A 21497-nucleotide genomic window follows, 5' to 3' on the forward strand; every position below is an offset into this window, starting at 1 on the left:
GCGGGTGGCGGGGCCCGGTCCCGGCGGCGCCAGGGGGTACGCGGCGTGGGGGACCGCTCAGCTGGTCCAGAAGTGCAGTACCGCCTGCGCGTAGGCCACCCGGGCGTCCAGGCGGGGTGAGCGGATCCTGTAGGTGTCGGTGATGCCGTAGAACTTCAGGGGCACCCTCCCCAGTCCGGGTCCGCCGCTCGCCCGCCAGGCGGTGCGCGAGGGCAGATGCCAGTCGATGCCGTACCCGCCGACGAGGCTCACCACGCTGTACACGAGTACCAGCGGGGAGAGCACGACGTACAAGGCCCACGCGCCGGTGGTGCCGCGCCGGCCGACCAGTCGGGTGCCGTCCGGCAGTTCCGTCTCGTACCGGGACCGTCCGCCGCCCCGGGCGGGCGGGCGGAGCACGGCGAGCAGGGCTCCGTCCGGTGCCGTCACGGCCAGGTCGCCGTCGCGGCCCGCGCCCGCCGCCCGGGGGGCCACGGTGCACAGGGGCTTGTGGCCGTTCGGGTCCTCGTACAGGGTGAAGTGGCGGGCTAGGTCTTCCGGTGTTCCGCCGTCCGACGACCCTCGCGCGACGTAGAGGGGGTTTCCGCCTCTCACCTTGATGACACTCTGGATGTTGAGAGCGGCGTCCTCTCGGGGAGCCTGCGGGTGCACGCCGAATGCAGTCGTCATCGCCATCTCTTTCCGGTGACCGGCTTCAGCCACGCGGGCAGTCCGTGGTGGGCAAGCCCCGCAGCCGACAAGACCTGAAGGTACCCGTTGACCTGGTCGCGGGTCCCGTCCCGCCGCCAGACGCGGCGGTACCGGAGCGACCGGGCCAGCAGGTACACGCTGAGCGAGAGCAGGAGCACCACCGGGGTGAACAGGATCAGATCGACCGTGGTGTCGGACGTCTCCCAGTCGGTGGTGCCGATCAGGAACCAGGCCGCGGCCGCCGCGGGTCCCAGCAGCAGACCGCCCCAGATGCCGCGCGAGGTCATCCTGCTCAGCGACTGCCGGTGGCGGTGGAGCATCGCCGCGACCTCAGCGTCGGCCAGGTAGTCGACGCCACGGCCGGCGCCGATCGTCCGCGCCGCCTCGGCCGCGCCCGGCACCGCCGACAACCGCGCGGCGCGCACCGGCAACAGGCTTAGTGCCTCCGCGGGGACGGTGCCGTCGTCGCCGCTCATCCGAACACGTCTCGCACGGACTTCGTCTGCAGCGGAGCCTCGGCCCCGCCCGCCGGGTCCGCCGGGGCCGTCGGCCCGGTCTGCGGCAGGTGCTCCGGCTGTTGCGGGAGCGGCACCTGGGCCTGGTCCTCGCCCTCGTTCAGTTCGACGGTGTTCACGAGGTTGAAGAAGAGATCGGAGTACAGGTCCCAGTCCTGCATGCACGGCGTGCTCAGTTCGAACAGGGCCAGCTCCGCCTCCCTGCGCAGCGGCAGGAAGACGGCGATCTTTCCGACCTCCACCTCCTCCGGACGGCCTGAGTCGGTGAGTTCCGCCGGCAGCGTGGTGATGTCCGCGGTGAACCGGACCGCCGCCTCACCCGCCGTGAGCCAGACCGTCTCGACCTGACTCCGCTCCCCGAGACCCGCGAGTTCCGCGGCGACGCTGGAGGCGGTCATCTTCTGGCCGTCCGGCACGGACTCCAGCAGAGTCGCCGTCACCGTCGCCGTGCTGCGCCGCCCGTCGAGGTCGAGCAGACAGAAGCCGGCGTAACTGACTCCGGCCTCCATCATCTGGGCGACCACGGGCAGTTGGGTCGCCGCGTACTGGAACCAGAGCTCGGGGGTACCCTGCGGGTAGACGTCCTGGGCCAGCTCGATCAGCGCCTGGCCGACCTGCTCCTCGGTCTCGTAGACGGGGAGTTCGAAGAAGGCGGGCGGCACACGGAACGTCAGGCGCGGAGCGGTCGCGGCCGAGGGACCGACGGACGCGTCGCCGGGAATCATCGTGTCCATCGGTCTACGCCGCTCCCGCCGCCGACATGAACGCGTTGCTGGACGGTGCGGGGGCCGGCTTGGTGCTCACCGCGTCCGACACCAGGCCGTACCCCAGGGCCGCGCCCTTGACGCCCATCATCGTGCCGCGCATGGTCCAGCTGCCGACGTCCAGCGCCTCGTCGCTGAGTTTCAGTCCTTTGCCGGCCAGCACCAGGCCCTTGTACATGACACCGTCGCCCATGCCCCTGGCGATGTTGAGCGACGTCGGCAACTGGTCGGCATTGGCGAAGACGCCCTTGAGCCGGTTGCCGGTCGCCGCCGCCTTGGCCGCCTTTCCGGCCGCCGTCATGCCCTTGACCGCTCCGATGCCCGGCAGCACGCCGAGGCCGGCACCGACCCAGTCCATCACACCGACCTTTTCGCCACGGGCCGTCTTCACTCCGTAACCGGCCAGGGCGAGGGCGCTGGCGCCGATCGCCAGGCCGCCGAGGATCGCTCCCACCGGCGGGATGGCCATGGTCGCCAGGGACAGGATGGACAGGACCGAGCCGATCTTGGAGAAGAGGTCCGCGTTGTCGGCCAGGAAATCCGTGAAGCCGTCCCAGGCGCCCTTCAGACCGTCCGTGACCTTGTCCCAGATGCTGATGTCCGGCGGACGGTTGTCCGCGGCCTCCCGGATGGCCTGCTCCGCCTTCCCGGCCTGCTCCTCCCAGTACCTGCGCAGCGCCTCGCCGTTCTCGATGACCCGTTCCAGATGCGAGGCGGCGTCCTGGGCGGCCTTCGACGCGGAGTCGGCCTCCTCCGTGAGCGCGTCCGCCTCCTGCTGGGTGAGCTGGCGGAACCTCGACTGCGCGATCTTGGTGTTGACCTGGTCGACCGCGTTGTTCTTCTGCTCCAGCTGCTTGCGGACCTCGACCGCCTCGGCCTCCAGCGACTTGGCCTGCCGCTGCATGGTCTGCAGCTCACTGTGCCAGCTCTTGAGCGCCTGGGAGCAGGCGTTCATCGACTCGTGGCCCTGCTGCAGATACTTGGGCAGCTCGCCGACCTTGTCCTGGAACTTCTGCGCGGCCTCGCCCTCCCACGCGCCGTCGGTCTTGCCGATGGTCACCAGCATCTCGCGCAGCTCGTCGAGCTCGTCGCCGACCGTCTTGACGTCGTACGCCAGTGACTCGATCGTGTGCAGGTCGCCCTTGGCCGGGTTGAACGTCAGTCCGGGCCAGTCGGGATCGTCGAACATCCCCATCGTCTTCTCCCCGTTGGTGTGTGAGTGGTGTCTGATGCCGGTGGTGCCTGGAGCCGTCGGTGTGCGGCGTAGCGCGGTGCGGCGTGGGGCGGTGCGGAGCGGGCTCGGCGGCAGAGCTACTTCTGACTGAAGCCCTTCTGCAGCTCCTCATCGGTCGTCCGGTACGACTCGACCGTCTTCTGCAGGCCCTCGTGCAGTTGCTTGGCGCCGTCGGCGATGCGCTTGATGCCGTCGCCCCAGGCGTCCTGGAACCCGTCGCAGGCGTTGTCCAGACCGTCCGTGCCCAGACCCTTCGGACCCACCTTGTTCAACCTCTGCTGCGCCCCGCGCATGCGGTCGTCGACCTGGTCCAGCCTGTTGATCAGGCTCTGCATGCGATCGACGTCGATCCTGAAGTCCGACATCTCGTGTGCCTCCCCGTGAGAGTGATCGAGTCACCGCCGTTCAGGCTATAGGAGCGACCACTTCCGACTCACGCGGGAGAACAATCCATCACCAAGTCATCGCATGCGCTCCCGGACGTGCAGCACGGGGGGAGGTCCTCCGGTGACCGGACGCCCGGCCCTCAGCTCCGTACCGTCACCTCGAAGGTGTAATACCGCGCCTTGTCCGCCTGGTCGGAGTTGGTGGAGTCCGCATCCGGCTTGGGTGACGCCGTCGCGCCCTTGCCCACGCAGGTGCCGACCGGGCAGTGCAGGATGCGGATCTCGGTGGTGCCCGCGCCGATCGCCTCGAAGTCGAAGAACTGGGTGCCGTCACCGCCGCCCGCCCCGCCCGAGCCCTCATAGTCCTCGCGGTCGCCCTCGCTGCGGACGATCTTCTCGTCGGGTTCCGGGTCGACGCGGTACCACCACTCCCCCTGGGTCGGCTGCATGGGGAAGGAGAGGGTGAACTTGTCGCCGACCTCGGCCTTGATGGACCGCTGGCCGGTTCCGTACTCCTGCGGGCCGGCGGACGAGCCGCAGGCGGTCAGGGCGCACACCGCCCCGAGCAGGAACGCGGTCGGGGCGAGACGCGTGCGGCGGGGCGTGGTCGTCGTGCCGGTCATCCGGTTCACTCCTTCGGTCACTGCGGTACGTGGACGGCGAATGCGTCGGGCATGCGCTCGTCGGACGCCTTGTCCATGTGGCCGTTCACGAAGTCGTCCTCGCTGACCCAGGTGGTGTGGCCCCAGGGATTGTAGATCTGGAGCATGTCGCCTTCCTGGCCGATGATCATCATCTGGTGGCCGACGCGGTTGCCGTCGGCGTCCTTGCCCTCGACCTCCACGGGTACGGGCTTGCCGTCCGCGACGGCACGCTCGATGTCCGGCAGCACCTCGCGCCGGGCGTCCGCGCCGTCCCGCAGTTCCCGGTACTCATACTCCGCGCCGGTGTGGGGGCTGATCTCGGCGTTGGCGACCTCGTTCTGTCCGTCGGCGTCCATGCCGTTCGGGGCGCCGCCCCAGATGTGCTCGTAGTCGCCGTCGCCCTCCTCGTGCACCCGGGTCAGCTCGTCGTCGAGCCGCTCACGGAAGGCCGCGCCGTCGTCCTCCTGGCCGGAGGGGCCGCCGGTGAGCTCCAGAGCGTAGACGGGGTCGACCATGGCCCGCGCGCCGATGGTGGAGCCCGGTACGCAGGTGCTGCCCTTCTGGGACCAGTTCTCACCGTTGAAGGTGAGCGAGTCGCTGACGCCGGGCTGGTCCACGCTGCCGGCCTCGGTGACCGCGGGCGACAGGTGCCGCTGGAGCCATGCCTCGTCGTCGCCGTGCGCGTGGATCTTCCCGCGGAACTCCCGTACGGCGTCGATGTCGTAGCCCGCCGCGACGGCCTTCATCAGGTAGGCCCGCTCCTCCGGTGACTTGGCGTCCTTGAGCATCCGCTCCAGCTCCGCGCGGTCTCCGGGGCTCATCTCGTTCATGAACCGCGCGGAGCGCTCGAGGTCGCCCGCGCTGAGGATCTCGTTGTACTCGCGGTCCGCGCTGTTCTCGTCCACGCTGCTGGTGTCGGCCAGCATCAGCTTGTCCGCGGCCGTCAGGCCCTGGGCGTCCAGCTTGCCCGAACGGGCCTCCGACGCCCAGCGGTTGAGTTCTCCGGCCGCCGTGCGCGCCGCGTCGTCGGCCACGACCGCGGCCTGGTGGCGCCGCTCGACGCCGTCGAGCGCCTTCGCCTTCGCCTGCTGTACGGCGGCGTCCTCCTCGTCACTGTCCCACATGCCGTCGAAGAAGCCGTCCTCGCCGCCCAGGGAGGCGCGCGCCTCGGCGAGGATCTCCCGGCCCGTGCGGTCCTGGCGCTGCGCTTCCTCCACACCGTCCGCGAGCGCGACGAGCGCCTTGGCACTGCCCTCGAACGCCTCCCGCATCTGGTCCGCGGCACGCTGCGCGGCGGCCACCACGTCCGTGGCGGCCACCTGCGTCGTACCGGTCCACACCTCGGGCAGCCCGGAGGCCGCCTTGCCGATCCGCCCCGAGGCCTGGTCGACCGTACTGATGGCCTGTTTGAATTGCTTGGAAGCCGTCTCGATCGCGCCGGGGTCGCCCACCGGCGCCTCGACCGCGAGCGCCTTGTCGATGGCCTCGATGAGGTCGTTCTTGTCACCGGCTCCCTCGACGCTGCCCTTCAGACCGGCCAGCTCGGAACGCCGTGACGTCGTGGACTCCCCCGCCATGCCCCGGTTCTCTTTCCTGCTCGTGTGCGTATACGTACGACAGTGCCGGTACCGCCGGCGGTACCGGTGCGGCCCGGCGGACGCCTACCGTCCCGCGCCGGCCGTGCGGTGCCGCAGCGCGAGGATCTCGGCGACGGCCTCGAACCAGCGCGCCACGGTCTCGTCGTCGTCCGTGCCTCGGGCCACGACGGCGGCGCTCGTCAGCCAGCCGACGGCGGCCCGTGAGGCGTCGGCGCCGGGGAAGGGTTCCGCCAGACCGGCCGCGTACCGCGTACCGCCGCTGCGCACGATCTTGGCCAGGAACGCCACGGCGCGCGGCTGGACGCCCAGCCGGTCCAGCGTGACGGCCGCGGCGACGGCGCCCTCGCCGAACAGGACGCGGCGCTGGGCGGCGCCCTGGCCGATGCCGTACCGCAGGAGGGCGGGCAGGTCGAGCTGGAGGATCTGTTCTTCGGTGCTCATGCGACAAGGACCTCGTGTGTCAGCCGAACGGAGAGGGCTCGGACGGCGCCGGGGCCGGGGCCTGCCCGCCGGTGTGCGCGGCGCCGTGCACGCGCTGGAGCGCGGAGTCCTCCGCCGCGCCGTAGTTGTTGCCGGTGATCCGGAGCTTGCCGGCGATCTCCTCCAGGGCGGAACGCAGAACGTCGGCCTCGTCGTGCCACGCGGTGACGCACCGTTCGAAGGCGGGACCGGAGTCCGTACCCCCGTAGACGTCGTAGAGCGAGCACTGCTCGCCTGGCATCTGCGACCCGGCCGTGCCGATGTCCTCGGCGGCGGCGTCGAGATGCCGGACGTTCTCCTGATATCCGCTGGAGTCAACCGAATAGGTCGACACATGGCCCCCGTAAGTCATGTGCTGCTGGAGTGCTTGCCCACTCGCCGATTGGCGTGACCTTATCAAGTCGCGCGTCGGTGGGCGATCTTGTTCACGATCCCTTCGCGGCGGCGCCGGGGCGGACCGCTCAAGTTGTCGCCGGCCGGCCGAACGCGACCTGCACCGAGAGGGACGTCCTGGTACCGGTGTGTGACCGGTGGGCTTGTAAGGTGTCATGAGTATTCACGGGGAGGCAGGGGCGGCGGCGCAGTGCCGTCCGCGCGAACACGCCACGGGGGGACGTCAGTTCACCGGGGCTGCCGCAGTCGAGGCCGACCGCGGCAGCGGCATACGACCGGTCCCAGCCGAAGGGACCCGGCGTTCGCGGAGCAGCGCGCCATGTCTGCTGGTGTGCCTCGCGACCACCGCCCTCTCCGACGCCCGCACGGGGGCCACCCGGTTCCGCGCACCAGCGACACCCAGGGAGAGGGAGTCCATGTCGTACCCCCCGCCGCCCGCAGAGCCGGGCAGCGCACACCCGCAGGGGCCGTATCCCCAGCACGGCGGGGCAACCTGCCCGCCACCCCACCCGCACCGGGCCCCACCGCGCATGTACCCGGCCCCCTACCCCCTGCACCGGCCGCCCCAGCCCGCACCTGGCGGCAACGGCCTGCGCAAGATCCCCTTCGCGCTGGCCGAGTGCTCCGTCCTCGACCAGAACGGCTCGGGTGAGAACGACTACGGCGACGGGGCGACAGTCGCCGTCGACGTCGCTTTCGTCCACAAGATCGAGGACGTGGACGTCCGCCCGGTGTCCGAGTGGTACCGGTGGGTCGTCCAGCGGGACTCGCCCGGCACCGAGCCCACCGTCACCAAGGTCGGCCCCTCGCCCGGCGCGTACGACTTCGAGACCTACGTGTACTGCCCGGCCCCCTGGGACCTCTACGACCACATGCACGTCGTACGTCAGGCCCACTCGCTGACGATCTCCGACAGGAAGTACGCGGCCGACACCGACCGCTTCGCGCCGTACGTCGAGGAGGCGGCGGTGGACGACATCGAACTGTGGAGGTCGAGCGGCCCGGAGGCGACCGAGACACCTACGGGGTTCCTGACCGTCCTCGAACCCGACCTCGAGTTGTACGGCAAGCTGTACGGCTCCCCCTCCGTGGAGTGGGAGGCGGGCCAGAGCGTGCCGATGCCGGCCTTCGACGCCGGCTTCGGCAGCGACGAGAAGGACCTGGAGTACGGCGGCGCCCGGATCAAGATGGACAGCTCGCAGTCCCGCTTCACGGCGGCGACGCGGTGGCAGCAGGACGTGGAGGACATCTCCCACCACGAGTTCGCGCACGCCCTCGTGCAACCGTTGGAGGCCGAGTTCAGCACGGGCACCGAGAGCGTGCGCCAGTGGGTCGTGGAGGGCTTCGCCGAGTGGGTGGCGCTGCGCTTCGACACCGAGCTGGCGTCGTGGCGGATCGAGAACAACGTCTCCGGCCAGGGGTTCGACGGGAAGCTTCCCGACTGGGACTCGGACGCCACCAGCGCGTCCATGGGCTGCACGACCAGCTATCTGGCCTTCCGTTTCATCGCGGAGAAGAGCGGTGACGCCGCCGCGCTGCGCTTCGTCACCGACCACTACCGCCACCCCGACCAGCTCGACGGGCAGTTGCGGGAGGCCGTGGGCATGGGGGCGAGCGAGTTCGAGGCCGCCTGGGCCACGTACCCGAGGAGTCACCGCTGATGTCGATGAACGGTGCGCAGGGAGCGGGCGGAACGCCCGGCCCACAGAGCCCGCAGAGCCCGCAGAGCCCGCCGGGACCGGGAGACGGTCACCCGGAGCGGCAGCCGGTGCCGGGTTACGGAGTCCCCCAGCAGCCACCGGCACCCCCGGCGCCACCCCAGCCGTACGGGTACGGCGTGCCGCAGCAGACCCCGCAGCACATGCCACATATGCCACCGCAAGGGCACGGGCAGCCACACGGATACGGCCGGCCACCGGCGTACGGCCCTCCGCAACAGCCCCCGCATCCCGGCCACGGCTACCCCCAGCAGCAGTATGCCTACCCCCAGTACCCCACCCAGCAGTACGCGCACGGCGGTTCCGGTGGCCCGGGCGGTCCCATCGGCGCTTTCCCTCAGGGGCCGCCGCGCAAGAAGCGCACGGGACTGATCGTGCTGCTGGTCCTGGCCGTGCTCGTGCTGGGCGGTACCGGATTCGGGGCCTGGTACATGTTCCTGGGCTCGGCGAGCAACAACGTGCTGTGGAGCGTGCCGATCCCCCAGTCCGAGCTGGGGCAGACCGCCGCCACCCAGGACAAGGCGGAGACGCGCGGCACCTGGTTCACCGGCGAGGCGGTCGTCCACGCGGTACGGGACGGCATCAAGGCCTACGACCCCGACACCGGGCAGCAGTTGTGGGCCACAGCCCTCCCCGGCGACGTCACCCAGGCGTGCGTCGCCCCGGAGGACTCCACCCGCGACATCGGCATCGTCGCGTACGGCGAGGGCACGCTGTGCGACCACGTGGCGGCGTACGACCTCACCAGCGGCAAGGAACTGTGGCACAAGGATCTCAAGCCGGGTGACAGCAGCTCGGCGAGTGACGTGTCGGTCGCCCGTGTCGGGGATGTGGTCGTCATCACCGCGGGGAACAGGACCCGGGCGTTCGACGCAGCGGACGGCACGTCGGCCTGGGACCCCGGGGAGTACGCGACGGAGGACTGCGGCAGCGGCACGTTCGTCGGCGGCGAGGCCCTCATCAGGGTCCGCGGCTGCATGATCATGGACTTCGACGACCCGGACTACGGCAAGGAGTGGGACGAGGTCGCGTCGATCGACCCAGCCACCGGCAAGGCCCGCTGGACGTACCACCACGCGCTGCCCGAGGACAGCGTCGGCGGCGAACTCGACGCCCGCAACGTCATCTCCACCTCTCCCCTGGTCCTCCTCAAGAACGGCGCCGACGGCGAGGCCCTCTTCTCCCTCGACGACGAGACCGGAAAGGTGCGCAGCGAGTTCTCGCCCCGCACACCGGCCGAGTACGTCATGACCGACGACTCGGCGGGCGCCCCTTGGTCGGAGGCTGCTGTCGTCGGTGACACCTTCGTCATCGGCGCGAGCGAGCGCACGGAGAAGCGCCTCATGGCCGCGTACGACCTCGACAGCGGCAAGCAGCTGTGGAAGACCGAGGCTGTCGAGTACCGGGAGCTCTACCCGCTGCCGGCAGCCGGCGACGGCCGCATCCTCGCCTACATGACCAACAACGACTCCGACAAGGGGCCCGCGTTGGTGGAACTGGACGCCGAGGACGGAGCGATCACGACCGTCGTCGAGTACCCGACGGACGTCGACAAGGGCATGTCCATCTGGGCCAGGCCCTACTGGCACGAGGACCGGCTCTACGTGTCCGCAGTGGACGCGCCCATCACGTTCGGGGACGAGAAGGCGTACTCCCTGGTCGCCCTCCCCACCACCGACTAGCACCGCCGATGACCCCCGAACAAGCCCTGGCCATCGTCCGCGAGCACCATGCGCAACCGCGACTGCCGGACGGCACACCAGTGCCCCTGGCTGTCTACGAGTTCGATACCGGCTACGTGGTGTACGCGGACTTCCCCGCCGGTACGGAGGACGGGCGCCCGCCCCGGCCCGCGCCGCCGGGCGGCAGCAAGATCGTCGTCGCCAAGGACACCGGCGCATGCGTCGTCCTTCCCGCCTACCCGAACGAGACGGCCGTCGAGCTGTACCGGCGCCGGCACCGTCGTGCTCGCCCGCAGGATGATCAGTAAGGGAGCCCGCCCATGACGTACCCCCCGCCGCCGGGAGGCGGCAATCCGTACCTGCAGCCACCGCCTCAGGGAGGCTGGCCACAGCAAGGCCAGAGCCCGGGCCCGGGCCCGCTGCCGCCGATGCCACCGCAGTACGGAGCACCTCAGCAAGCCCCGTACCCCCAGGCCGGCCCGTACTCCACTCCCCTCGGAGCCCCGCCCACCGTTCCCGCCCCCGGAGCACCCCTGCCGCCCAGCGGCGGAAGCCGCACCGGCCGGAAGGTCGCCGGGACCCTGCTCGGCATCGTCGGCGCGCTCGGCCTGCTGGGGGGCGGCATGCTGGCGACGCACGCGTACAACAACAGCCGGCAGAACGTGCCCAACGCGGAGGCCTACGGCCCGGTGCTGTGGCGCAACGAGACCGCCGAGACCCTCTTCCCCGCGACCGTCGGCGATCCGCCCAACCACCGCTACGAGGTGTCCGACGAAGAGCTGGCGCACTGGCGCCGCATGGGTATCTCCGAGGACACGTCGTGCTCCGCGGGCCTCAGCGGGGAGACCAGGGAGACGGCGGAGCGCCTCGGTTGCGAGGCCGTGCTGCGCGCCACCTACGTCGATCTCACCGGCGAGATGGTCGCCACGGTCGCCGTCATCGTGATGCCCGCGGGCAGGGACGCGGCGGAGGAACTGGGCCAGTACGTCTACGACCAGTCGAACGAGGACCTCCCCGACGCCGCAGTCATCCCGTACAAGGTTCCGGGCACCCTCGCGGCCAAGTGGGACGCGGACGGGCGCAACGGCATGGGCGGCTCCGGAATCGGCGGCAACCTCCCCTATGTCGTCGCCGTCACCACCGGCGCGGTCGACGGCCGTCTCGCGTCCCATCTCCCCGACGAATTCAACGGATACGGCATCGACACCGAGGACCGGAAGCCGTGGATGGACGAGGCCGAGTCACTGAGCGGCATGTTCCGCACCAACATCATGAACCTGGAGAGGTGAGACGGGCATGACGTTCCAGACCGTGCGTGCGACCTGCACCGCCCTCGCGCTCGCCGGGCTCTACTGCGCCCTGGCCGCCGTTCCGGCACACGCGGACACCCCGGTCGGCTGGGAGGGACAGGCGCTCGGCCTGTCCGCCGCGCAACAGCAGAGCCAGGGCGAGGGGGTGACGGTCGCCGTGCTCGACTCCGGTGCGGAGGCCGGCCATCCGGCGCTCGAGGGCCGGGTGACCACCGGTCCCGACTTCCTCAAGGACGGCTTGCAGTCAGGTGACCCCGAGTGGGGAGGCCACGGCACCGCCATGGCCTCCGACGTCCTCAAGGTGGCACCGAAGGCGAAAGTCCTCTCCGTACGCGTGATCAACGACGAGGAGGATGACGAGACGACCTACCAGGAGCTGCAGGAACTGCGCAAGCTGGGCAAAAGCCCGATCGCCGAGGGCATTCGCTACGCCGTGGACCACGGGGCCGACGTCATCTCCATGTCGCTCGGCACAGCCGACTCATGGGGCGCCGACTACTCCGGCGAGGAAACTTCCGCCGTGGCGTATGCCCTGAACAAGGGTGTGCCGGTGCTCGCCTCGGCGGGCAACGCGGGAGACGAGTTCAACGGCACCTCGTACCCAGCCGGCTACGCGGGCGTGATCGCCGTGGCCGCCACGCAGCAGAACGGCGAGCGTGCCGACTTCTCCACCGTGCACACCTACAACGACGTGGCCGCGCCCGGCGTCGCCATCATGAGTGCCAAGAACACCGGTGGCTACGAGGCGGTGAACGGCACCTCCCCGGCCTGCGCGCTGGCGGCCGGCGTCGTGGCGCTGATGTACGCGAAGAACCCCGACCTCACCCCGGCCCAGGTCAACGACATACTGATCGCCACCACCAACCGTCCCCCCGAGGGCGGCGGCCCCCTGCTCGGCTACGGCGCGATCGACGCTGCGGCCGCGGTGGCAGCCGCAGCCTCACCCCCAAAGGACGAGACGGCCCCGATCGCCCACAAGGGCAAGCAGCACCTGGCGACTCCGGACGGCACCCCGAAGACCACGCACCCCGACCTGGAACAGGGCCTGTGGACAACAGGCCTGGCGGCGGCCGGCACAGGCCTGGCCCTCCTGACCGGCGGTGCCCTCCTCATCCGCTCGGCCCGCCGCGAACCACCGACGGGGACGGCCAGCATCCCCCCACCACCCGGCCCCTCGACCGGCTGACCCCCGGACCGGCCCCGATACGCACTCCTGTCACCCGACAGCCCGCCCAGCCGACCGGGGCCGGTCCGCGCCCACCCGGCCGACCAGAACCGAGCACCGACCGGTGCATCGCATCAGCGACACCCCGGCGGGAACCCGCACGGGCAATAAGGAGACCGGCTCGTCCCGTGCCGTCATGCCGTGCCCGTCCGCGCGACCGCTGGCTCTGCCCGAGGGCAAGCCACCCGGTTCCTATCCTCCCGTGGACGGGGCGGCCCGCCGGCATCGACGAAGGACAACTACGAACAGACCGAGCAGGCGATCCGCAAGGCCTTCACTCAGGCGCAAAGCGCCGCACAGCCCTCTCCCTCACCGAGGACATCGGCGACTCCGTCGGCTCCCGCTTCTCCCACCACGGCAGGTCCCCGATGAGCGGCACACCGAATTCCCCCGCCTTCGGCTTCGACCCGGCGCCCGGCAAGGTCAAGAGTGTCAGCCATCTGGTCACGAGGCTCGACACCACCCTGAGCAGACTGGACAGTGCACACCAGATTCGGCGTTCCCTCCGCGGTGAGGATGGCGGCCGAGCCCGGAAGGGAAAAGCCGCGCAAGCTGCCGCCGACAGGGTCGGTGCCCTGCCCACCTACGTGGGCAACTACCGAGACGCCATACGCGGCCTCGGCACAGCTCACCTCTGGCACCGCATGCTCACCGCTACCAGCCCAAGGCGAGCCAGTACGAGCCCGAGGCGGCCACCGCCAAGCAGCGTGTGCAGACGTTCGGCGGTCAGTACGACAGCGTGGTCAGCGCCTACAACCAGGCGGCAGCGGGCCTGGCGTTCGCGCTTTTCCGGTACCTACTACACCGACCAGGCCGCGCTCTGGGACGCGCAGGCGATGAAAGTGACTTAAAGTGGGCACTTTCAGCGGTGCCGCTTTAAGTTGAGGACGGCTGCGGTTCACGTCATTCGATCCGGGCTACACCTGGATATGAGAAAAATCCGTCAGGACTCCAGTCATGCGACGCCGCGTTCGACCGGTGCCCGGGCTGCGGGCATTGCACAGTTGACGGACTGCCGGGTTGGTGTGAGGTCGCACCCCCGTAGGGCGCACCTGCAACTCGTCCACGCGTCAAGCGCAGGCTCCTCACTGGAAGGAACGGCACAGCCGAGAGCGCGAGTCACGGACCTTCCAACGTCACTTGGACCCCCGATCGGAGTGATGTGATCAGTGGTAACCACGAGACCGGCTTCGTCGACGGTTCCTGGTGTTCGGTCGAGTTCATCGGTCAGGGCTGGCGCCGCATGTCACAATTCTTCCCGGTCCGGCTGAGCCACCGTGACGAATTACCCGCTTCTAAAAGCCCCACCGTCTCTCCGATGGCTCAGTACGTTCCGGAGCCGGAAGCGCTTGAGGCCGTGGTCAGTTGCAATGCTAGCCATCCCACCTGGTTGCGTGCGCCGCCCGCGATGCGCACCAAGGCCAACCACCACACTCAACCACAACGCTTTGCTACCCAAAACTCGGCGGACGTGACGCTGTCCGCGCCACCGCCGCTACTCGTTTGAACCGCCCAACGGCTACTGCTGAGGCGGCCACTGTCCTTGCGTTGGGGCTGAACGCTGCTGGTAAGGATTATGTTGCGGCTGCACCGACTGCTGATAGGGGTTCTGCGGCGGAGTCATATGCTGCCCGTACTGGTGGCCCCCGCCTGTCGCATCGAGGCCACCGGGGCCACCAGCGCCGTTCTTATTACGCCGTGACATCTTCATACTCAGCAGTACAATAAGGGTGACGGCAACCAAGGCGATGACGCCAAGAATAACGAAGAAGAGCATCTGTTTCTGGTCCGCCTTTTTATTCTCAGCCGCGTAATCCGTATCTGACTTACCAGCGCTCGCAGGATTCAACAAGTCCGGCACCTTTAGCGGACCGTACTTTGGGCCCACCGGGATATCTTCAGTCAGCGCAGCCAAGGGCTGGATAGAGCCATAACCATATCTCTCGTCAGGGACAGACACTTCCTTGACCGCATCAGGAAGTGAGGCCGTTTTGACGAGACGGTTCACGAGTTGCCCGGCAGTAAGATCCGGAAACTTCGATCGCAGCAAAGCCACAGCTGCCGAAGCGTACGCAGCCGCATCTGACGTTCCTGAAGCCATGCGGGCTGCGTCACTTCCTGGCCATCCTGCACTGACGATCCGGTCTGCCGGCGCCAGCAGGAGAACTTCTGGACCGTAATTCGACCCCTCCCAGAGGTTGCCATCGCTGCTTGCGCCGCCAACCGTCAGAACACCCGGGTACTTCGCCGGGTACTGGATACCGTCATTCCCACCATTACCAGAGCCGGACACGACCAACACATCATGTTTCAGAGCGTAGACCACCGCCTCGCGATCCTCAGCGAGATCTGCACTTTGCGTTTCGGAGATATTAATGACGGACGCTCCCTGGTCTACGGCATAGCGGATCTCTTCCGCGTAACCCATACCAGTCGAACGAATAGGGAGAATTTTAGCATCCGGCGCGAGCCCCTTGATGCCGTCTTCTCCCTGAGAACCGTGCCCATGGCCAGCAATAATGGAAGCCATGCCCGTACCGTGGGCCGGATTGTCATCAGATTCCTCTGGAGACTGAGCAGCACCACCGTGCTCAAAATCATGACCTTTGAGCAAGTTTCCTTTCAGGTCTACATGATCGAAGTTCATACCACTGCTCTCGATCACGGCAACCGTCACGCCCGCGCCCGTTGAAATCTTCCACACGGCTTCGGTTTGTAGCGCCTTAAGAGCCCACTGATCACGCCTGATCTGGTCTGCAGAAGCGCTGGGAGCCGCCGTCAGAATCAGTAGGCCGGTCAATGCCGTGACACTCAACGCACACATCGTTCGCCTGAAGGCCATACCCATTACACCTCTCCCGTTCACCGACCGTGGGCGCGGCTTGAAGCCACGCCCACGCATCCTGTCACGTGCCGGTGAGCACAGTTCGCTGACGGCTACTCGATGACCCTAGGAGCCGCGTTCGTCTGCGGCGTCCAGGTTTCCTCGTCCTCAACGAGGTAATCCGGCCGCTCACTCTCACGGCGTTCTTCGTCTTTCGGGCGTCCAGCTCGCCCACTGGGCACACCCGCCACGCCACCCTTTCGGACAGCACCCGCGCCACTTGCAGCTCCACGGCTCCGATGCAAACCAGAACCACCAGCCGTACCCCTGCCTCCGGCTCCGGGGCCAGCCTTCGGCGTTCCCCCGACAACACCACCTGCCTGACGAGCCAAGCCGCCGGCACGCCCTGTGCCTCCCCTGACCGCACCGGCACCAGCACCAGCTCCTGCGCCTCCGCGGCCAGCCGCACCACCTGGCGTAGCACGCCCGGCCACGCCGCTCGCCCCAGCACGGCCCACGCCGCCCCCACGACTTGCCCCGGCACCGGACGCGAAGCCCGGACTTCCGGCAGCAGGGCTGGCGCTGCTCGGAAGGTTCCCGCCAGTCGCTCCGCTATTGACCGTAGCGGACCTGCCCACCGATGGCGTGTCAGTGCGCCCACCGGAGATACCGTCAATTGCAGTGCTCACCTGAGGTTGGGACACGTTCGGCTTGTGCGCTCCGCCTGTCACCCCGCTGGGCGGAGTGACAGACTTCGACGGGGTGATCGCACTGACCTGCCCGCCACGGCCACTACCCGCTGCCGTGCCTTTCTCCGGGCTCCGCGGCGTAATACCCGTAGGCATGACGACAGGAGCTGGGGCTACACCACCGGGGTCGCCGGGATAATCGTCCCCAGGGGACTCATCGACCTTCCGCCTCCATGACCCCAACTCCGCAGCACGGCTGTTATAGGCCGCACCAAGGATCTCCATCTTTGCAGCCATCTTCAGCTGCGCCTCACGGCCGGCTGACAAGCTCCCCTCATTGCTGTTGAGGGCATCCTCCGAACCCGCTCCATTCTTCAGGTCATTATCCGCACCTGAAGCATCTCTATCACCAAGGTCGCCGACCCAGTCGAGTTTACTGGAAAGGCCACTTGGCTTCTCCATCGCCATTACCTCGCCTTTGATCGTATCGAGGACTACAGCCGCGCCCTTAAGAGACTGCGAGGTGTTATCCGCGTACTTGGCGCTGTCGGTGATTTTCTGACTGACGACTTGCGCACGCTCCCGGAACAGATCGGCGCTGGCGCCTTCCCAGTGCGCGAGAACGTGCTGGACAGCGGTATCCAGAGCCTCCTTGATACCTCCGCTTCCCACCAGATCTTGACTGAGGTCCAACCAGCCCTGCGCCACTGTGTTCACAGTAGTCGGGTCGGCGTCTCGGACCATGTTTTTCATCTGGTCCATGTCGTAATCGAGCCCGAACTGCGTGGTGTGCTTCACAGCGAAGCACTGATTCGCTTCTTCGTACTCGAAGTTATCGATGCTTTTGTCGCTCACGGCTACCGCTGCCCCCTAACTTCCATGTAACAAAACACCTGTCACTTCCGATTGAAAGCGGCGTAGTTCTGCGCCTCAGCGTCGGCGAATGCGTCGTGCGTCTTTTTCGTCTTCTGCCCGAAGTCGTCCAGCACCTGCTCAAGGTGCGCCACGATCTCGTAGAGGCGTTCCTTCATCACTTCGTGGGCGCTATACAGCGTCTCTGCCTCTTTGAAGCCCGTTCCGAGCGCGCTCTGCGGCAAATACGTCTTGTTCTTGCAGTTGGACGAAGACGTCCCCATGTCCGCCAGGACACGATTCAGCTTGCTGATCGTGCCCTCGATCTCACTCAGATCGACCTTGTACTGCTCAGCCATGCTCAGCTCCCCGTTGACTCCACGTTCTTGCCTACACCCTGCTTCCGCCGCCAGTCACTAAGTACCCGACCACCCCCGAACAGCAGAAGCACCGCCGCGAGACCGGACGCCAGTACGTACAGCGCGTACCGTTCCGTCCGCTCCTGTTCCGACTCGCCCAGGACCAGGGTCGCGGCCTGGACGTCGGCGGCGTCGCCGGCTGGGCCTATCGGGTCGGGGGTCGGGCCGTCCTCGGAGGGTTCCGTCGTGTCCTCGTTGAGGGCCGCGGCCGGGTCCACGACGCCCCAGCCGACGAAGTCGTCCCGCTCCGCCTTGGTGCGGTCGGCCGTCTGCTCGATCTGGGTGATGACCTGCTGGTAAGACCAGTCGGGATGCTTGGCGCGGATCAGGGCCGCGACGCCCGAGACGTACGGGGCCGCGAAACTGGTGCCCTGGTCGACGCAGTGGCCGCCCGCCGGAACCGTCGAGACCATGTCGATGCCCGGTGCCGCGACGCCCACGAAGTCTCCCGACTGGGAGAAGGGGGCGCGGGCGTTGTTGCGGTCGGAGGCGGCGACCGCGAGAACGCCCGGGTAGGCCGCCGGGTACGTCTCCTTGGTCTTGCCGTCCGCGCCGTCGTTGCCGGCCGCGGCGACGATCAGCGCGTCCTTCTCCTGGGCGTACTCGACGGCTGCCTGGAAGGCCGCGTGGACCGACGCGTTCATGGTGGACGCGGTGTCCTGCGAGATGTTGATGACCTCGGCGCCGGCGTCGGCCGCGTACTTGATGGCCTGGATCATCGTGCCGACGTTGCCGCTGCCCTGGTCGTCGTTCTGCCGGATCGGGATGATCGTGGCTTCCGGCGCTATGCCGATGAAGCCGCTCTCGGCGGATTTGCGGGCGGCGATGATGCCCGCGACCTTGGTGCCGTGACCGACGTCGTCGGTCTTGCCGTTGCCGCCCTTGGACAGGAAGTCCTTGCCGGACACGACCGCGGACTTGAGCTGGCTGTTGACGGCGTCGACACCGGTGTCGATGACGGCGACCTTCACGCCCTCGCCCTTGGTGTCCTGCCACAGCTGGTCGAGAACGACGCGCTGCAGGGACCAAGGGGTTCCCTTGATCGGGTCGGAGGGAAAGGAGCAACTGGTGTCGTCGATCTGGAACCGCACGTCATCGTCGGCCAAGGTGGTCCGCACTCCATCGGCGGCGGATGCCGGTACGGTGCCCGCGAGGGGCAGCGCGCAGACGAGGACCGCCAGGGCGGCGGTGCCTGCGGCCGTCCGACGCGCGGCGTGCGATGCCCCGGTACCCACTGTCTTACGTCCTCCCGTTAGTTTTGCTCAGGACGTACGGGCCGACCCCCGGCCGGAAGATCCTTACGCCCCGTCAACCGCCGATGGGGGCGAGCACGCCGTCGCGCACCCGCCCCCATCGAGCGATCACGTCAGCCGCCCCAGATGGCAGTGTTCTTCTGCTCGGTGGCCTGGTAGTTCTGCGCGGCACCGTCGAGGGCCTTGGCGATGGCTTCCAGCGTCTGCTGCATGGAGTTGGCTCGCTGGTCCCACTCGGTCTGCTTGGCCTGGTAGGCCTCCTGCGCCGCGCCTTCCCAGCTGGCGGCGATCTTCTTCACACCGGCCTCCAGTTCGTCCAGCTGACGGCGGATGTTGTTCGCCGTCGAGCGGACGTCCTGGGAAGCCTGGGAGATCGTCTGGAAATTGACGAGGATCTGCCCGGACATGTCTTGTGTCTCCTCAGTGATGTCGATGGTCGGTCACGGCCGTGCGCCGCGGCGCACGGGGCCGATCATCCGAACGGGGACTGGGCAGCGATGCTCTGGATGGACGAGCGCTGCTCCTCTTCCGAAGCCGCGTAAGCCTTGGTGCTCTGGTCGACGGCTTCCTTGATGTCGTTCAAGATCTGGTTGATCTTGTTCGCATCCTGGTTCACCTGAGACTGCAGGTTGTTGTAGGCCGTGGCCGCCGAGCCCTTCCAGCCGCCCGTGATGGTGTCGATCACGGTCTGCAGCCGACGGATCTCGGACTGAATCGAGGAGTTGACCGAGGAGATGCGACCGCTGAACGCGACCATCTCCTCCTCGGTCATGGTGAACTGCTGTCCAGCCATGCTGTGTCCCCCATGAGACGTAGAAGTACTGGTTAGATCCGCAAACACGGCACGTCCGCCACCTCGCGGCGACAGTCGTATCCAGTCTGATCTGGGTCCACTCTAATCGCTTCCACTGACAGAGCGAACAGGAGATAGGACATGTAGTGAGATCGCGATGTGCCCAACGCAACTTGTTCACAAGTCAGTTCGCGCCGTCCGCACCGCCTGCGCGGTACACCGCCCCGAGGGCCACGGGGCAGCGGTCCCTTGAGTGGAAATACTCCTGGGCGTGGGCAACTCGGACGTCCAAGCGCTGAAGTCGAGGCCGTAGACCTTGTCCGAGCGCGGTGGTCCATGGCCGTACCCGTACCGCGCCGACGGGTGCGGCTCGGGCACGTGACAGTCGTCCCGTGGACGGCGGACGCGTCGCCGACTCTTCGCCTGAGCCGTCCCAGTGGGCCGGTCCCCGGTTACGACCCCTGCGCCTGCTGCGCGTTACCACTGCTCAGTTCCGGGCCCGCGGCCAGCAGGTCCGCCCAGGCCGCCGGGACCGACACCGGAGTGATCTTGTCGTAGCCGAGCCTGACCTGCGCAGTGTTGGTCTTCTCGCCCTCGGCCTTCTCACCGCCGGTGACCTGGCTGTCGTTGGTCGCCGGGACCGAGTACCGCAGGCCGGTGTCGGTGACCAGGTAGACGTTGCCGCCGCCGGCGTCGGTGCCGGTCAGCCGCTTGAACAGCAGGCCGCTGCCGGGCGAGACGTAGGTGCTGGAACCGCTCTGGGAAACGTCCTTCGGGTACTCCCGGCCGGTCCAGACGGTCATCTTGGGCAGGCCGGTGTACTGGTCGTCCTTGCCGTGCCAGATGCTGCACGAGACCTTGTTGCCGCCCTCCTCCCAGTGCGTGTTGACCTGGGCGACCGGCTCCTTGGGGAAGTTGGCCTCGGACATCCACTCGCCGTCGGCCGGCTGGATGTCGTTGAAGGTGACCTCCACCGGCTCCGGGTTCTCGGCGCCGTAGACGCCCTCCACCCAGGGGCTGCGCAGCCACAGCTGGGCCGTGAAGTCGGAGACGGGCTGTACCCGGTCCTTGAGCACGATGTACTTCTGCTTGCCCAGGCCCGACGGCGCCTCGACGATCAGGCCCACCTTGGACAGGCTGGGATCGAGGCCCTCGACCTCCGCCTGCGTGCCCACGCCGTCCAGGTTCGGGAAGTCGAGGGCACCCACCACGTTCAGCGTGCTGATGAACTCGGCGCTGACCTTCTGCGGCGAGACGCCGTCGCCGAAGACGGCGCGCTCCAGCGTCTTGATGCCCGACTCCGTCCGGAGCTTCCAGTCCTTGCCGCCCATCAGGTAGGCCCGGCCGTCGGAGGTCACCATGTACCGCGGGGCGGACCCCCCGGCGTCGGCCGGTCCCTCCACGTACAGGGCCTCGTCCTGCTTCAGCTCGTTGCCGCCCTTGTGCAGGAGGGCGGTGTAGTCGGACTGGTCCAGTACGTACGAGGCCTTGACCGGCTGGTTCTCCTCGCCCTTGCCCGGCGCCTCGCACAGCGCCCAGACCTTGACCGTCTCGGCGTCCTTGGAGGAGGGGAGGCGGTCCGGTGCGAAGGGGATGCCGACGGTGGCGCCCATGGAGTACTTGCTCTCGTCGAGCACCGACTCCTTGATCTTGATGACCTGCGGGTTGTCGCCCTTGAGGAGCAGCTTGGCGGAGGCCAGGTTGAGCACCGGGTGCAGGCTGGGCTTGTCCTCTCCCTTGGTACGTACGAGGACGTAGCGCGTCGTCGACTCGCTGCCGACGAGGATGTTCTTGCCCTCCTCGTCCCAGCCCTTCGGCGCCGTCGGACTCAGCATCCCCCACGCGCCGAAACCGATGACGATGAGCGTCGCCACACCGAGACTCGGCAGGACGGTCTTGAAGGGGCGCGGCGCGCCCTCCTCCGAACCGTGCGGGGACGGCTGGAGAAACGCCGCCACCGTGCGCTTGCGCGCGAAGGAATAGGCGTTCAGCTCATCCCTACGTGTCGCCATCGATCGGTCAACTCCC

General features: G+C 68.1%; 21 protein-coding genes. 6 read left to right on the top strand and 15 right to left on the bottom strand.

All coding sequences use genetic code 11. The features are described from left to right. Nucleotides 1–57 precede the first annotated feature (57 nt). The 9 genes from ACIQR3_RS32335 to ACIQR3_RS32375 form a co-directional block, all read right to left on the bottom strand. Nucleotides 58–669 carry a hypothetical protein gene (locus ACIQR3_RS32335; protein WP_403544305.1) on the bottom strand — a complete coding sequence of 204 codons (612 nt, stop codon included), beginning with the start codon at nucleotides 667–669 and terminating at the stop codon, nucleotides 58–60. Beyond that, nucleotides 666–1166, bottom strand: a complete 501-nt coding sequence (locus ACIQR3_RS32340; protein ID WP_403544306.1) for a hypothetical protein — start codon at nucleotides 1164–1166, stop codon at nucleotides 666–668. Before ACIQR3_RS32340 ends, ACIQR3_RS32335 begins: the two co-directional genes overlap by 4 nt. Beyond that, a complete protein-coding gene (locus ACIQR3_RS32345; RefSeq protein ID WP_403544308.1) occupies nucleotides 1163–1939 on the bottom strand; it encodes a hypothetical protein in 777 nt (258 codons plus the stop codon). The genes ACIQR3_RS32340 and ACIQR3_RS32345 overlap by 4 nt, the downstream gene beginning before the upstream one ends. A gap of 4 nt (nucleotides 1940–1943) precedes the next feature. Next, nucleotides 1944–3164, bottom strand: a complete 1221-nt coding sequence (locus ACIQR3_RS32350; protein WP_403544310.1) for a putative T7SS-secreted protein — start codon at nucleotides 3162–3164, stop codon at nucleotides 1944–1946. Between the two features lie 116 nt (nucleotides 3165–3280). After that, nucleotides 3281–3568 (bottom strand): WXG100 family type VII secretion target, encoded by a 288-nt coding sequence (locus tag ACIQR3_RS32355; RefSeq protein WP_403544312.1) that lies wholly within the window; start codon nucleotides 3566–3568, stop codon nucleotides 3281–3283. Nucleotides 3569–3729: 161 nt separating this feature from the next. After that, nucleotides 3730–4212: a protease inhibitor I42 family protein gene (locus ACIQR3_RS32360; protein WP_403544314.1), complete on the bottom strand. Its 483-nt coding sequence runs from the start codon at nucleotides 4210–4212 to the stop codon at nucleotides 3730–3732. 17 nt (nucleotides 4213–4229) lie between these two features. Beyond that, the gene (locus ACIQR3_RS32365; RefSeq protein ID WP_403544315.1) at nucleotides 4230–5810 is read right to left on the bottom strand and encodes a WXG100 family type VII secretion target; all 1581 of its coding nucleotides are present in this window, start codon (nucleotides 5808–5810) and stop codon (nucleotides 4230–4232) included. An 84-nt stretch (nucleotides 5811–5894) separates the two neighbouring features. Continuing rightward, nucleotides 5895–6272: a hypothetical protein gene (locus ACIQR3_RS32370; RefSeq protein ID WP_403544317.1), complete on the bottom strand. Its 378-nt coding sequence runs from the start codon at nucleotides 6270–6272 to the stop codon at nucleotides 5895–5897. A 19-nt stretch (nucleotides 6273–6291) separates the two neighbouring features. Next, complete coding sequence (locus ACIQR3_RS32375) at nucleotides 6292–6645, bottom strand: WXG100 family type VII secretion target (protein ID WP_403544319.1); 354 nt, start codon at nucleotides 6643–6645, stop codon at nucleotides 6292–6294. Nucleotides 6646–7234: 589 nt separating this feature from the next. Between ACIQR3_RS32375 and ACIQR3_RS32380 the strand changes: the two genes are divergently transcribed. The 6 genes from ACIQR3_RS32380 (at nucleotide 7235) to ACIQR3_RS32405 (ending at nucleotide 14146) form a co-directional block, all read left to right on the top strand. After that, nucleotides 7235–8365, top strand: coding sequence for a hypothetical protein (locus ACIQR3_RS32380; protein WP_403544321.1), 1131 nt, complete (start codon nucleotides 7235–7237; stop codon nucleotides 8363–8365). Between the two features lie 200 nt (nucleotides 8366–8565). Next, nucleotides 8566–10104, top strand: coding sequence for a PQQ-binding-like beta-propeller repeat protein (locus ACIQR3_RS32385; RefSeq protein ID WP_403544323.1), 1539 nt, complete (start codon nucleotides 8566–8568; stop codon nucleotides 10102–10104). 8 nt (nucleotides 10105–10112) lie between these two features. Next, nucleotides 10113–10412 carry a hypothetical protein gene (locus ACIQR3_RS32390; RefSeq protein ID WP_403544324.1) on the top strand — a complete coding sequence of 100 codons (300 nt, stop codon included), beginning with the start codon at nucleotides 10113–10115 and terminating at the stop codon, nucleotides 10410–10412. 120 nt (nucleotides 10413–10532) lie between these two features. Beyond that, nucleotides 10533–11393: a hypothetical protein gene (locus ACIQR3_RS32395; RefSeq protein WP_403544326.1), complete on the top strand. Its 861-nt coding sequence runs from the start codon at nucleotides 10533–10535 to the stop codon at nucleotides 11391–11393. Nucleotides 11394–11400: 7 nt separating this feature from the next. Beyond that, nucleotides 11401–12600: a S8 family peptidase gene (locus ACIQR3_RS32400; RefSeq protein WP_403544328.1), complete on the top strand. Its 1200-nt coding sequence runs from the start codon at nucleotides 11401–11403 to the stop codon at nucleotides 12598–12600. 1201 nt (nucleotides 12601–13801) lie between these two features. Continuing rightward, nucleotides 13802–14146, top strand: coding sequence for a hypothetical protein (locus ACIQR3_RS32405; protein WP_403544329.1), 345 nt, complete (start codon nucleotides 13802–13804; stop codon nucleotides 14144–14146). Nucleotides 14147–14158: 12 nt separating this feature from the next. Here ACIQR3_RS32405 and ACIQR3_RS32410 read toward each other — a convergent pair whose 3' ends face one another. The 6 genes from ACIQR3_RS32410 to eccB form a co-directional block, all read right to left on the bottom strand. Next, nucleotides 14159–15481, bottom strand: a complete 1323-nt coding sequence (locus ACIQR3_RS32410; RefSeq protein WP_403544331.1) for a S8 family serine peptidase — start codon at nucleotides 15479–15481, stop codon at nucleotides 14159–14161. Nucleotides 15482–17048: 1567 nt separating this feature from the next. Next, nucleotides 17049–17363: a hypothetical protein gene (locus tag ACIQR3_RS32415; RefSeq protein ID WP_403544333.1), complete on the bottom strand. Its 315-nt coding sequence runs from the start codon at nucleotides 17361–17363 to the stop codon at nucleotides 17049–17051. A 2-nt stretch (nucleotides 17364–17365) separates the two neighbouring features. Further along, complete coding sequence (gene mycP, locus ACIQR3_RS32420; RefSeq protein ID WP_403544409.1) at nucleotides 17366–18604, bottom strand: type VII secretion-associated serine protease mycosin; 1239 nt, start codon at nucleotides 18602–18604, stop codon at nucleotides 17366–17368. Between the two features lie 185 nt (nucleotides 18605–18789). Further along, on the bottom strand, nucleotides 18790–19083 hold the full coding sequence (locus ACIQR3_RS32425) for a WXG100 family type VII secretion target (protein WP_403544334.1): 294 nt from the start codon (nucleotides 19081–19083) through the stop codon (nucleotides 18790–18792). A gap of 65 nt (nucleotides 19084–19148) precedes the next feature. Continuing rightward, nucleotides 19149–19469, bottom strand: coding sequence for a WXG100 family type VII secretion target (locus ACIQR3_RS32430; protein WP_189424222.1), 321 nt, complete (start codon nucleotides 19467–19469; stop codon nucleotides 19149–19151). 452 nt (nucleotides 19470–19921) lie between these two features. After that, nucleotides 19922–21481, bottom strand: coding sequence for a type VII secretion protein EccB (eccB, locus tag ACIQR3_RS32435; RefSeq protein ID WP_403544336.1), 1560 nt, complete (start codon nucleotides 21479–21481; stop codon nucleotides 19922–19924). Between the last annotated feature and the right edge of the window lie 16 nt (nucleotides 21482–21497).

Source organism: Streptomyces sp. NPDC090994, assembly GCF_044768905.1.
Taxonomy (GTDB): Bacteria; Actinomycetota; Actinomycetes; order Streptomycetales; family Streptomycetaceae; genus Streptomyces.

Coding starts and splice junctions, on each gene's coding strand:
- ACIQR3_RS32335 (WP_403544305.1), bottom strand. CDS start 669: ATGACGACTGCATTCGGCGTGCACCCGCAGGCTCCCCGAGAGGACGCC.
- ACIQR3_RS32340 (WP_403544306.1), bottom strand. CDS start 1,166: ATGAGCGGCGACGACGGCACCGTCCCCGCGGAGGCACTAAGCCTGTTG.
- ACIQR3_RS32345 (WP_403544308.1), bottom strand. CDS start 1,939: ATGGACACGATGATTCCCGGCGACGCGTCCGTCGGTCCCTCGGCCGCG.
- ACIQR3_RS32350 (WP_403544310.1), bottom strand. CDS start 3,164: ATGGGGATGTTCGACGATCCCGACTGGCCCGGACTGACGTTCAACCCG.
- ACIQR3_RS32355 (WP_403544312.1), bottom strand. CDS start 3,568: ATGTCGGACTTCAGGATCGACGTCGATCGCATGCAGAGCCTGATCAAC.
- ACIQR3_RS32360 (WP_403544314.1), bottom strand. CDS start 4,212: ATGACCGGCACGACGACCACGCCCCGCCGCACGCGTCTCGCCCCGACC.
- ACIQR3_RS32365 (WP_403544315.1), bottom strand. CDS start 5,810: ATGGCGGGGGAGTCCACGACGTCACGGCGTTCCGAGCTGGCCGGTCTG.
- ACIQR3_RS32370 (WP_403544317.1), bottom strand. CDS start 6,272: ATGAGCACCGAAGAACAGATCCTCCAGCTCGACCTGCCCGCCCTCCTG.
- ACIQR3_RS32380 (WP_403544321.1), top strand. CDS start 7,235: ATGTACCCGGCCCCCTACCCCCTGCACCGGCCGCCCCAGCCCGCACCT.
- ACIQR3_RS32385 (WP_403544323.1), top strand. CDS start 8,566: ATGCCACATATGCCACCGCAAGGGCACGGGCAGCCACACGGATACGGC.
- ACIQR3_RS32390 (WP_403544324.1), top strand. CDS start 10,113: ATGACCCCCGAACAAGCCCTGGCCATCGTCCGCGAGCACCATGCGCAA.
- ACIQR3_RS32395 (WP_403544326.1), top strand. CDS start 10,533: ATGCCACCGCAGTACGGAGCACCTCAGCAAGCCCCGTACCCCCAGGCC.
- ACIQR3_RS32400 (WP_403544328.1), top strand. CDS start 11,401: ATGACGTTCCAGACCGTGCGTGCGACCTGCACCGCCCTCGCGCTCGCC.
- ACIQR3_RS32410 (WP_403544331.1), bottom strand. CDS start 15,481: ATGGCCTTCAGGCGAACGATGTGTGCGTTGAGTGTCACGGCATTGACC.
- ACIQR3_RS32415 (WP_403544333.1), bottom strand. CDS start 17,363: ATGGCTGAGCAGTACAAGGTCGATCTGAGTGAGATCGAGGGCACGATC.
- ACIQR3_RS32425 (WP_403544334.1), bottom strand. CDS start 19,083: ATGTCCGGGCAGATCCTCGTCAATTTCCAGACGATCTCCCAGGCTTCC.
- ACIQR3_RS32430 (WP_189424222.1), bottom strand. CDS start 19,469: ATGGCTGGACAGCAGTTCACCATGACCGAGGAGGAGATGGTCGCGTTC.
- eccB (WP_403544336.1), bottom strand. CDS start 21,481: ATGGCGACACGTAGGGATGAGCTGAACGCCTATTCCTTCGCGCGCAAG.